Raw genomic sequence first — 12502 nt, 5'->3', positions numbered from 1 at the left:
GAGTTGATGTATAGCGTTTGTCCCTGGCTTTGGATCGTTGTATTTTCTGAATTGAAGTTATCTCCTACCTGCACTTCTTCTTTGTCACCCTGGGTCAATACGATCTTCACATTTCCACTTACCCAGATCTTGTTAAAACCAGCGTAAGCTGTAGTTTTTTGGATGGGCGTTGCAGCAAAGGTTGCCATGGCAGAAGTACTTAAAAGGACAGCTGTAAATAGAGAAGCGATTACGGATTTAGTTAGAGTTTTCATAATATCTTGTTTTTAAATTTTCTTGTTGTTTTGTTATTAAGACGCCATCAACAGGAAAACGTTGCACAAGAATCTGCTGTATTATACCAGCAACAGCACAATCACGACCAACGCCCGTAATATTTCGACGAACGGTCATGTATTTGATCATTCATTATCAACAACCGTCAACGCAATAGATTGGTTGGAGGTACTTAAATTTTTTAGCCGTAAAAAATGCTCTTCCGGGCATTAATTTATTAATTACAGGAAGTTAGCCAATCACTTTAAGTTATATCATCTCACTCGGTGATACGCCGAAATACTTTTTAAATGCTGTGCTAAAATTTGCCTGATGCCTAAAACCTGTAAGTAAGGCAACTTCATAAATGGTTTTCTGCTCTTCCAACAGCAAGCTTTTTGCCAGTTCCATCCGCAGCCTGGTAATGTAATCATAGATGGTAATGGCAAAACATTCCTTAAAACCACGCCGTAACTTAGTCTCGTTCAGCATAACCTCCAGGGCAAGCTCCCTTTGTGTGGGCGGATTTATAAAACGTACCTCTAATATGGCACGTGCACACTCCAGCTTATCAACATCAGCATCTTTAAGCACCTTTTTATCTTCAAACTGCTCTTTGTTTAATTGTTCAATTTGGTAAATCAGCAACGCCAACACTTTAGCCTCAGTATGCAATCGTCTGAGTTCTCCCGTTTTCTTTCCTTCTCTAATTTCAGAGATGATCCGCTGCATATCTGACGTTACCATCTTATTTTGCGGGGTATTGGAAACGGACAGGGCCTTCTCTATATGCTGAACAAAATTTCCATGTAGGGAAGAATGACGATCCATAAGCCGGTAATAATATGCTTTGGAAAGTATCATTTGAAAAAATGTGTAATCGACACCAGGCTTTAATTCATGCATCGTGTTTATAGGAGCAACAAAACGCAGGTTATGATGACTGTTACCAAATGCTCCTATTTTTCTGGAACCTGAAGGGTAGCAGAACATAAACTCGCTGGTGATGGCTTCTCCTTCAACACTGCTATAAATGCGTGTTGGTTTGGTAAACTTCATTTCAGAATATGTTAGAAACAACCCGGCACTGCTCAATTGATAGCTTACTATGTTTGCCGGCGAGCGCTCTATGATTACATTTTTTTCTGTGATCGTGTTACCTGAAAAAAATGCATCCGGAATATTTTCCATAAAGAGCCATTCGTTTAGTCCTTCTATCTTGCTTTTTACGACCATTATACCTGGTTTGTTTTGAGAGTCTTTAACTGATAAAACAAATATAGCTTTTATTATTTATAATCTTTCTAAATAAAATACTAAAACCGGGTTAGCTTTTCTTCGGACAATAGTTGGATTTAGTCTCACGATTCTAAATCAAGCAACCAATGACATTTTGACCATTTTGAATACAAAATAAATCGGATCGAATACGTGATAAACCGATTTGCAAACACCATATATAGAAAACTATTTAAACATTTGCAGTATTCTTATTTAGAATGATTAAAAACAACAATAAGGTTAATTCAATGGGGATATCAACAGTACCCTGCCTACAATATCTTATCTATCAAACAAATATGAAAAAGACTGCTAATTAAATTTAAAAATGAAATTACTCTACAAACAAATTACCCCCTTACTTTTAATTCCAATAACCTTTATGGTTTTAGCATCCTGCAAAAAGACCATTGATTTAGAACCATTACCTCAAGCTAAAATATTAACTTATAAAGTAACCAACATACCCGATACTGTGATCTATGGAGCCGTTGATGATCTTGAAGGTACAATAACTGTCTATCTACCTTACTATTACGGCCTATCTATAATTGATCCCGAAATTACAGTCGCCTCAGGGTCTAAACTTGATGAAGAAATCTTACCGGTTAACGTAACAGATACGAAAACATACGGTGTAACCGGGAACGATGGGAGTAAAAAGATCTATACCCTTAAACTTATTCAGCAAAACCCGACGAACCTTAGCTTCCGTTGGAACACCGCAAATCCAATAGCCTATCCAGGTGCAGTTTTACCAATAATGCTGGGGGATTTCATGCAAAGAAATCCTGCATTGGTAGAAGTAGTTGTGTCAGAACGGGTATCTAAAAAAGCAACCACCCTGGTATTAAACGCGAGCACGGCAATCAGGGCAGAAACGCTCAACTATGCTTTAATTAATATGCCTTTGCCTGCAACCCTGGATACCGGATCTTATACTGTATCAATCAATACGCTGGGTACAAAGATGGATCTGCCAGAGGTACTCCGCATCAGACATAGACAACCCAATCTATTGATGCCCACACAAGCCGCTAAACAAGGGGGCAGTATTATATATGTACCATTTAACAGCATATTCATCAATGTAAAAAAGGTAAGCGTTACGGTAAACACTGTCGTGTATGAATTGCCTGTTGTTACTTATTCGCCCCTCTCATTAGAACTTAGAATTCCTGACGACTTCCCTATTGGAGTTTGGCAAATCCCTTTCAAATTTGAATTTGAGGGCTGGACCACACTCACTAAAAGCGGGAACCTTACTGTTACCGCTAAATAAAGAAAGTTTCCCGTTCATGCGCAGGAACGGGTGCTAAATTAACCATTAATCACCCTAAAGAATGCCTATGGTACTAAAACGAACAATTAACACCTTCTCAGAAAATGCTTCGGCCGGTAATTCGAGAATTACCCGAAAGAGGCGGCAGTGATCTCATAAGAGGCACTGTAATTAGTTGACTTAAACAATAATTTAAATTAAAAATCATGAATTCAAAAAATCATATCTCTAAATTAGCTGTAGGCTTATTTGCCCTTGTTTTATTCGCTTCTTCCTGCAAAAAGGAAAATGGAGACGAACCTCTAAGTTTAAACAATGCGAAAGCAGTAGTAAGCCCTGTAAATACCGCTACCATTACTGGTAACTGGGGTTCTGGATCAGTATCTTATGGCACCATTAAATTACCATTGGCAGCAGGTGATACGGCATTGTTTACCAACAGGGATAATTCATACATTACTGCTCCTGCAGGATATACCGTAAAATATCTATACACTACCATTTCCAGCACGGCAAGCATTGGAACAGCGCAGTATGCCCTGGCAACTACAGCTTCTGCTGCTGGCGTTGGTTACAATACGGGCGGTGGTACACCAAACGGATGGTATGACTACATTCCACCAGGAGGTATCACCATTATTGATTATGTATATATTTTCATTACTAATCCTTTAACCTTAGTAACCTATGTCATTAAAGTAGTGGATGTTACACCTCAACAAAGTGGAGCTCTCGACCGCGCGATCATCGATGTAGAATACGGTGTCGTTAATTAAATCCTAATATTTAAAAGGATCTATTCCAGGGTACGGATCAGGCTACAACCCGGTCCGTACCTTATTTAATTTTATAAAATTATATATTCATGTTTCGTCTAACCTTAAAAAGAATTTCATTGACCCGCATTTTTACCAGCCTAATACTGTTATTCACAGTGTCTTTTATTGTATCCTGTAAAAAAGAATACGTTGATTTCCCATACAACTCCATTGAAAAATTTGTCATTGCAGACAATGCTAAGGCAGAAATAAAAGCAAGTATTATAGATGACAAGATCATTATTTACTGGCCGCCCTTACAAACTATTCCAGACTCTATTACTCCCAATATATTAGTATCCGACCGCGCCAAAATAAGTCCGGAAAGCGGGAAAAAAGTAGCATTTAATGAAACTACAGTATACACCGTTACCGCGCAAGACGGAAGCGTTAAAAAATATATCTTATCCCCTTCCATCAATCAGCCATTACCGGCTTTTGAAATAATCAATAATACCGGTATAACTATTGGAGAAACGATGGCTTTAACCGGAGAAAATATCATTACAGATACAACCAAAACCAGGTTATACTTAGTTGACAAGGATAAAAAAGAAATTCAGCTTTACGGCTCAACTTTTTTATTGTTCACGCATTCACAAATCCAGCTTCCAATAGCCATAACCAGTGCCATTGATACCGGATATTATAGTTTTAAATTGGTTACCGGGTTGCGGCAGGTAACCAGGGGGCCGTATCATGTTGCAAAACCTGCGCTTAAAGTAACCATTCCTGCCGGCACTATAGTTAAAAGAGGAAATGTGTTAACCATTCCGGTTAATCCTGTAATTGGTAAATATAATCCGGTTAGCTACGTAAAAATATATTACCCTGGTTCGTTTACCAATTCTATTACCATTACCAATGTGCAGCAAACCAGCACAGCCATTTCTGTGACGATCCCATCTGTTTTCCCAATAACCTCCAGCAACTCCATGCAATTTTTTAATTCGAATAATACAGTGCTGGGACAATGGTACCATGCAACTGCCCCAATAACTATAACAGATTAATAAACATTCGTTGTACTACATGAATAACCGGAATATATATCAACTGATCATCAGCATTCTTATGATAGGCGCCCTTGGTTCCTGTAAAAAAGATGCACATATATCTGATGATACCGATCCTGTTATTTCGCCAGCTACAGGTACCCGCATGCAGTTTACCCTGGATTCTATTTTTCTGTATGCCCGGCAAATTTACTTGTGGAATGAGGTCCTTCCAGATTACAACACATTTAATCCGCGGGTTAAATATGACGGGATGGCCTCAGATCTATCCGCGTTCAAGAAAGAACTGTTCGATATTTCGCAGCTAAAGCTAAATACCGCTACGGGCCTGCCTTTTGAACTTCCGGTAACCGCAGGGAACCCAAAATACTCCAATTTGCTGACCGGCAGGAGTATACCCGGCAGCAGCGCCGAAGCCGGCCCTGCAACTGGTTCTGTTATCCTTAAAAGTTTAATGGTTAATCCCGGAGCCAATTCTGCGGCATATATCGCCCTTGGTTCCTTTCCTTTACTAAGTACCGTTAAACCTGATCTGGATAGGGTCTTTTCAGAATTTGCAGCAGCCAGTCCCCAGAACCTGATTATTGACCTCCGGTCTAATGCCGGTGGTTATGTGGAGACTGCAGAATACATAGCCGACTTGACCGCCCCATCTGCATTAACCGGAAAGGTAATGTTTACCGAGCAGTTTAATGCATTAATGCAAGGTGGAAAGGCAACCATATTAAAATACCAGCCCTATCTTGACAATGCCGGCAAACCGATAATTTATAAAGGAAGAAATACCACCATGGCCGATGTAGATTATACAGAGGCGGGCAACACGTTTAAATTTAATAAAAAAGGGAACCTGGAAACAATTAAAAACATCTACTTTATTGTTTCTCCAAAAACTGCCTCTGCCAGCGAGCTGCTCATCAACAGCCTTAAACCCTACTTCAATGTCAGGTTGATTGGAGAGAAAACCTATGGCAAGCCAGTGGGTTTTTTCGGGATCAATATTGATAAATACAGCGTTTATTTACCCAGCTTTCTAATTCTTAATGCACAAGGGAAAGCTGATTATTTTGATGGGATAACACCAGATGTTTTTGTTAAAGGCGAAAGCAATCCTACCCTCGGAGACCCAAACGAGGGCTGCTTAAGTAAAGTACTCGATTTAATTAACGGAATACCAGTTACCATGACCAGCACGCCAACGGCAGATAAGAAAATAAGTGCAGTAAATCAAAACACCGGGTTAATTGCTACAGGTCAGGATCCGGTCAAAACCTTAGGATTAATTGAGCACCGGCAAAAGTTAAAGCCATAACCCCTGCCTTTTAAACTAAAAACCTGCACCATCTATACCCTTTGAGCAGGAGCATGAACGATGCAGGTTTTAACCAACAAAGGATTTACCGCTTTATGGGGTTACCCAGATATTTGTTGTATTATTTGGTGCTTCCAACACCATCTTATAAAACTCAGCAGGGTATTTTTCCAGATTTATAAATGCATGCCGCTTACTTACCGGAACTTCAGCTACCAATACATAATTGTCTTTACCTCCAGTTTTAAAGTTATTGGTTGTGGTTAACCATATTTTAACGTTGCCTTTTTCTTCCAATGATTTCCAGCTAAGATCCATGCTGCCATGAACAAAATTGGCTTTTACCTCTGCAATGGAGATCGGACCAATTAAAGGGGTGCCATCAATTTCCTGTCTTACTTCTGCAGGGATATTAATGTTCATAAACCGTGCTATAGAAGGCATAATGTCTACAATCCCTGGATTATAAACCTTAGAATAGGTGTTTAGCTGATTGTAATTAGATACCATCCAGGTAGAACGCTGACGGTCTGATTGTCCGCCATGACCCTTACCGGTTTTCTCGTCACGGCCATGATCTGTAGTCACCATCAACAGCCACTCCTCATTGAAGTTTTTTTCCCGGTAGGCAATGGCATCATAGATTTTTCCAAGCTGTACATCCAGTTTTTTTATCGCTTCGTCAAATTGCGGACTGTCACCATACATGTGGCCCATATCATCAGTGTATTCCAGGTAAACCCATGACAGGTCTGGTGCATCTTTCTTAATGGTATTACTTGCTTCTTCAACCACCTTTTCATCGATTCGGTTCATAAAATCACGCTTTTTATCGTGCTTAAAGTTTACCGTATCCAATTCGTAACCATCAAAATATTGATCAACCTTTAGGTTGCCTGCTTCAGGTAAATTATGGCCAAGCAGTTTGGTGCGGTTATCCAGCCAGCTGGAAAAGATAGCCGTCTTTTTTTGCGGATACTGATCTTTTAATAACCTGAAGATATTTTGATACTTGTAATTAGGAGCCTTGATGTCATTGTCAGGAACATTATGCTTATTTACCCAGGTTCCGGTAAGTAAGCTGTTGTAACCAACTGCAGAGATGGTTGGGGTTTGGCTATAAGTACCTTTGCCGCCACCTACATACATACGGGTATAACTACCTGCTTTAATGATCCTGTTGATGTTTGGCAGGTCCATATTCTCAATCTTGTCTGCAGAGATCCCATCTGCGATTACATAGACTGTTTTCTTTGTTTTCTGGGCAAAGCAATGATGGGCTAAGACCATCATTGCAAAAAGTGCTATATTTTTATACATCGAAATTAATTTTAATTACCAGCCAAATACTTGTTTCAGGTTTGGATTCAAAATTACCTGTTGTTGCGGAATTGGACGATAATAATATTTAGGTTCTTCAAAATTACGGGTTACTGCTTCTGTTACAATTGCCCCGCCTGCGGTTCCATTTTTTAAGAATACTGTAGCATCTGTACCAATTGCACCTGTACGATAGTAAACCAGGGTAACGCCCAATGAATTTTTTTCTTTTTGAGCTTCTGCAGGAATGGTTTGTGTACGGTCTATCAAGGCAATATCCTCAATCCCATCACCGGTCATATCGTATTTACCCAATCCGGCAAAGTACATTCCTTCCGGACTTTTAGCCAGCAACTTTCCAGCCTTCCAGCGCATCAGGTCATCATATCTTGAATTTTCAAATGCAAACTCAACCCTGCGCTCCCTGCGGATCTCCATAATCACACCTGCATTTGCGGTAACGTTGCTAAACTGCTGTAATAGCAATTGGTCTGGTGCCGCAGTTGCCTGTGCCAAATTAAGGTCTGGCAGGCCAGCTCTTCTTCTAAGCAGGTTTAATGATTCATCCAGGTTTTGCTGCGTCAATGTACCCAGTTCGGCAATTGCCTCTGAATAGATCAGTAACGCTTCTGCATACCGGTAAACTGGAAAATCAACACTGTTTAAGGTTACGTTGTCTGTACTGTTTACATATCCCTTGATCTGGTGATAACCTGTAAAGTTTTTATTTAAACGCTGAATGTACGGCTGTGCATCAGGCACACGAACCCATCCCGGATAAACCATGGTCTGAGACAACCTTGGATCGCGATTTTCAAACTCCTTAACAAAACCAAGCTGATTGTAATTCGGCTGATCGGTAAAGCGGCTTCCGTCTTTCATCAGGTAGGTTTGGATCAGGTCTCTTGCAGGAGCCTGCTCATAATCACCAAATACAACTGAATTTACATTCTGGCTTTTGCTTTTATTAAGATCGAATACGTTAACCAATATAACTTCTGTATTGCTGGTTAGATCCTGACTGGAAAATAAGGCCGCATAATCCTGTGCAGGCTTTGCCGTATTGTATATGGTAAACTTTTTAGAAGAGATGATCTCTCCGGCTACCCTGGCAGCTGTCTGAAGAAATGCATTTGCTGAGCTGGCAAGGTTTAGTTCCGAATGATATTTACGGTATGTTCCCTCATAAAGTGCAACCCTGGCATACAATGTAGCCGCAGCCCATTTTCCGGGAGTTCCTGTAGGCACACTTTCTCTCACATTCTTATAGGCAAAGTCAAGATCGGCCATGATACTGTCTACTACTAAAGCCCTTGGATCGCTAGGTTTAAATAACTGCGCATCTTCTGGATTTAAGGTTCCGGAATACCATGGTACATCAGAGAACCGTTTTACTTTCTCCATATAAAATTCTGCACGGTAATATCTTGCCAATCCGGCATAGTGGTTTTTTACATCGTTGCTTACTTTGGCTTTTTTATAGTTTTCCAGGAAATAGTTGATGTTCCTTAAGCGGGTCCAGCTCCATCCCGAAGTAATGTTTTGGGCATTGGTATTACCGGCCATCACATTTTTTACTTCAACGGCAGCGGTTGTTGCTACGTTATCACTACTCTGATCGTTCAGGTAGGTATTTCTGTCTGGCAATGACAACAATCCATTTACATACAAAATGAGGTCTTCTTCAGAATTGAAAAATAGTTCGGGTGCAATGGAGGTTTGGGGAAACCGGTCCAGGTCTCCTTTTTTACAGGCCGTAAATGTAACGGCTAGTAGTGCGAATGCGATATATATGCTCTTCTTCATGGCTAATTTTTTAATACTTGTGATACCCTAAATGTTAAAAATCAAGATTTAAACCAACCGCATATCTCCGTTGATACGGGTATGCCCAGGCACTTGTACTTTGATTAATGGCTTCCGGATCAACATATTTCTTGATGGATGAGAATTCATACAGATTCTCTCCGGAAACGAATATCCTTAAGCGGCTAATGTTAACACGCTTGGTTAATTTTGCTGGCAGGGTATAACCAACGGCGATATTCTTAACCCTTAAATAGGCACCGTTTAACAGGTACTTAGTTTGAGGAATGTCCAAACCAGTTCCGTAATTGGCATCTGCAAGCCATGATTGTAGTACCGGGTATTCAGAATCCGGGTTGGCATTGGCCAGTCCTGCTGCAATATAAGAGGCAGAGTGTTTTGCCATTTGTTCCGGAGAATCTGCAGCACCGCGATAAAAATCAAGGTTCCATGGATAGATATTAGCATATGGCTGCTGATAAGGACCCCAGAACAAATAGTGGTGTGGGTAGAAATCTTTTTTCAATACACCCTGAAGGAACATGGAGACATCAAAACCACCCCAGTTCATATTCAGGTTAGCACCTACAGAATACCGGTCTGAACTATTTCCAATGATCTTAAGATCTTTTGGATCATTAGCACTTAAACCTCTTTCAATTTTCTTATTGCCGTCAAGGTCTTTATATTTTGGCCATCCTTCCACAATCTCCAGGGCTCCCCATGGTATGATTGCAGATTCATCAAGTGCATCGATCTCGGCCTGGTTTCTAAAAACACCGTCGTTCTCCAGTCCCCAGATCTCTCCGATGTCCTGACCTACACGATAGCTTGAAAACAGGTTCTGATCATTTTTAAAGCTGGTAATCTTTGAACGGGAATCTGAGATAAACAATTTCGCATCAAAATTGAATGGTTTAGAGCCCACATCAAAGCGGTCACGATAGGTTACAGAAAGCTCCCATCCTTTTGTTCTTAGGTCTGCCGCATTCTGTCTTGGTACAGAAGTACCCAATACACCTGGCAATTCCTGGCCTGCTACCAGCATTCCTTTGGTATCGCGGATAAAGTAATCAAATGTGATTAGGAACTTATCTTTTAATAGCCCGATATCAGTACCTGCATTCAGCGTAGAAACACGCTCCCAGGTATAATTCTGAGGATTAATGGTTAACTGTGGTGAATTGGTAATTACTTGTTGCTGCGCACCGTTGATCAAATAACTTGACAATCCGGTTGGCAGGGTTTGCAGGTAGTTAAAATCGCCCACATTCTGGTTACCAAGGTCACCATAAGAAGTACGAAGTTTAAAGGTAGAAAGTACATTAGATACGGGCTCCATAAATTGCTCTGAACTTACAATCCATGCTGCAGAGGCAGACGGGAAGAATCCCCATCTTTTAGCAGTAGGGAAACGGGATGAACCATCATATCTGCCGGTTGCTTCTAATATATACTTCTCTTTAAAGGTATAGTTTAACCTGCTGAATACACTTTTGGTTGCATACGCACTGTATGCTGCACTTGCGGTTGCAGTTCCGCTGGTTAAGCTTAAATAAGGTAATGAAGAAGAGATCAAAACATCTCTTTGTGCATTTACGGTTGAGTAAGTATAATCTTCCTGGTTATAACCAAGGGTAGCACCAAAATAGTGATCACCAAGTGTCTTTTTATAGTTGGTATAGAAGTTATAGGCGTTATTGTACAGGTAGCCATTATTTTCTCTTACATACCCGTTTCCGCCTTCCTGACGCACATCATTCGGACCAAAACCGATAGAGAACTTTTTAGAATCCACATGTGTTTTCCACAATTCTCTTTTAAATGATGCATCACCATTAATGGTCAGGTCACCTTTTAAAGCAGTTGCAGTTGCACTGGTTATATTATGGAAACCAAACATGTTCTGGCTGTTATTGCCGCCATCAACCAGTCTTGCTGCTAACCTTCCGGCAGCTGTATTTGCCCATGTACCGTCTGGATTTTGAGCAACATCAGTTGGCTGCAGGTAATACAGATCTGTAATACTGGTATTTGGCAGGGCTCTTTTGGTTTCATAGATATTTAAGTTATTATCTACCCTAAGCCAGCTTAACGGATTAAAACCAACTCTTGAACGCAGACCGTAGCGATCCCAGTAATCATCTGTTAATTTATTAAGGCCATTATCTTTTGCATAATCTGCAGACAGATAATAGGTAACTGGTGTATTGTTTACATTTACCCCACCTGAAAGTGATAAGGCATGGCTTACAGATTGGCTGGCATCATTAAAGAAATATTTATACCAGTCATTACTTCCCATATATGCCCATTTGGTTGGATCTGTAGGGTCTATTCGTGTATCAGCAATAGAAGGATTTTCAGATCTTTCTTTTGCCCAGCGATAATGCTCATCTGAATAATTTACATAATCCCATGGGGTATTGTCTGTAGAGGTTTCCAATACCCTTGAATAGATGTAAGGATCGGTAACCGGCTTAGGCAATACCGTTGGCTTGCCAAAAGAGGTAAATGTATTGTAAGTGATGGTCTGTGTACCTGCCGTTCCTTGTTTGGTAGTGATTAAAATTACACCAAATGCAGCTCTTGCACCATAGATCGCTGCAGATGCCGCGTCTCTCAATACCGTGAACGAAGAAATATCTGACGGGTTTAACCGCAGCATATCATCCGTACTTGTTGCTGGAATTCCATCAATAACCACAAGCGGCGATCCTCCGTTAATTGAAGTATACCCCCTGATGTTAATTGTAGGTACAGCTCCAGGCTGTCCGCCACCATAGGTGATGTTTAATCCGGGGCTAATTCCCTGTAATCCCTGCAGCACATTGGCAATTGGTCTTGATTTGAGCTGATCACCTGAGATCTGGTCAATTGCACCCGCAATGTTGATCTTTTTCTTGGTTCCAAAACCAACCACAACAACCTCGTCCAGTTTTCCATAGTCAGAAGCCAGGCTTACATTGACCACTGTTTTTCCATCAACAGCAACTTCTTCCTGCTTGTAACCGATATAGGAAAATACCAGGATTGCTTTTGAACTGATGTTGGTAAATGTATAGGTACCATTTGCATCGGTAGCGGTGCGAAACGTAGTGCCCTTTACGTTGATGGTTACAGATGGTACCGGCCCATTGGTTTCAGCATCCAGCACCTTACCGGTTACGGTAACGGTTTGCGCGATGCTGCCGGTGCTGAGCAGTACCATACAGAACATCCATAAGAGTAGCTTTTTTTTCATAATGATTGTTAATATTAAAATTTGATTTAGAAATACTTTTTGACGGGGCTAAAGTCTCCTTATAATATTAACACCAAGTTAAGATCAAATTAAAAGATTAATTGAACGTACATTCAATCTATTCTGATAATTCAGAATTGCAAATTGATTTTTTTTGAGTAGTTTGGC

The 12502-nt window shown here is 40.5% G+C and carries 8 protein-coding genes and 1 pseudogene; 4 read left to right on the top strand and 5 right to left on the bottom strand.

Translation table 11 applies throughout. The features are described 5' to 3' along the window. Nucleotides 1-254: pseudogene (locus ATK78_RS21330) on the bottom strand (GIN domain-containing protein); the annotation flags it as partial. A gap of 271 nt (nt 255-525) precedes the next feature. Continuing rightward, on the bottom strand, nt 526-1491 hold the full coding sequence (locus ATK78_RS21325) for a helix-turn-helix transcriptional regulator (RefSeq protein ID WP_133578160.1): 966 nt from the start codon (nt 1489-1491) through the stop codon (nt 526-528). Between the two features lie 373 nt (nt 1492-1864). Between ATK78_RS21325 and ATK78_RS21320 the strand changes: the two genes are divergently transcribed. The 4 genes from ATK78_RS21320 (at nt 1865) to ATK78_RS21305 (ending at nt 5964) form a co-directional block, all read left to right on the top strand. Then, nucleotides 1865-2818 carry a hypothetical protein gene (locus ATK78_RS21320; protein WP_133578159.1) on the top strand — a complete coding sequence of 318 codons (954 nt, stop codon included), beginning with the start codon at nt 1865-1867 and terminating at the stop codon, nt 2816-2818. Between the two features lie 206 nt (nt 2819-3024). After that, nucleotides 3025-3594, top strand: a complete 570-nt coding sequence (locus ATK78_RS21315; protein ID WP_133578158.1) for a hypothetical protein — start codon at nt 3025-3027, stop codon at nt 3592-3594. 158 nt (nt 3595-3752) lie between these two features. After that, nucleotides 3753-4649, top strand: a complete 897-nt coding sequence (locus ATK78_RS21310) for a hypothetical protein (protein WP_133578157.1) — start codon at nt 3753-3755, stop codon at nt 4647-4649. Nucleotides 4650-4668: 19 nt separating this feature from the next. Further along, nucleotides 4669-5964, top strand: coding sequence for a S41 family peptidase (locus tag ATK78_RS21305; RefSeq protein WP_133578156.1), 1296 nt, complete (start codon nt 4669-4671; stop codon nt 5962-5964). Nucleotides 5965-6057: 93 nt separating this feature from the next. On the opposite strand, the gene ATK78_RS21300 is transcribed toward ATK78_RS21305, so the two are convergent. From ATK78_RS21300 to ATK78_RS21290, 3 genes are read right to left on the bottom strand one after another with little or no spacing between them, the layout of a single operon-like run. Continuing rightward, nucleotides 6058-7284: an alkaline phosphatase family protein gene (locus ATK78_RS21300; RefSeq protein WP_133578155.1), complete on the bottom strand. Its 1227-nt coding sequence runs from the start codon at nt 7282-7284 to the stop codon at nt 6058-6060. Between the two features lie 15 nt (nt 7285-7299). Continuing rightward, entirely contained in the window at nt 7300-9090 is a 1791-nt protein-coding gene (locus tag ATK78_RS21295; RefSeq protein WP_133578154.1) for a RagB/SusD family nutrient uptake outer membrane protein, read from the bottom strand. A 34-nt stretch (nt 9091-9124) separates the two neighbouring features. Next, nucleotides 9125-12334, bottom strand: a complete 3210-nt coding sequence (locus ATK78_RS21290) for a SusC/RagA family TonB-linked outer membrane protein (RefSeq protein ID WP_133578153.1) — start codon at nt 12332-12334, stop codon at nt 9125-9127. Nucleotides 12335-12502 lie beyond the last annotated feature (168 nt).

Origin of the sequence: Pedobacter metabolipauper (genome assembly GCF_004362715.1) — a bacterium.
Taxonomy (GTDB): domain Bacteria; phylum Bacteroidota; class Bacteroidia; order Sphingobacteriales; family Sphingobacteriaceae; genus Pedobacter; species Pedobacter metabolipauper.
The sequence above is the reverse complement of the archived record's forward strand: the minus strand, read 5'-3'. Positions and strand labels throughout refer to the sequence as shown.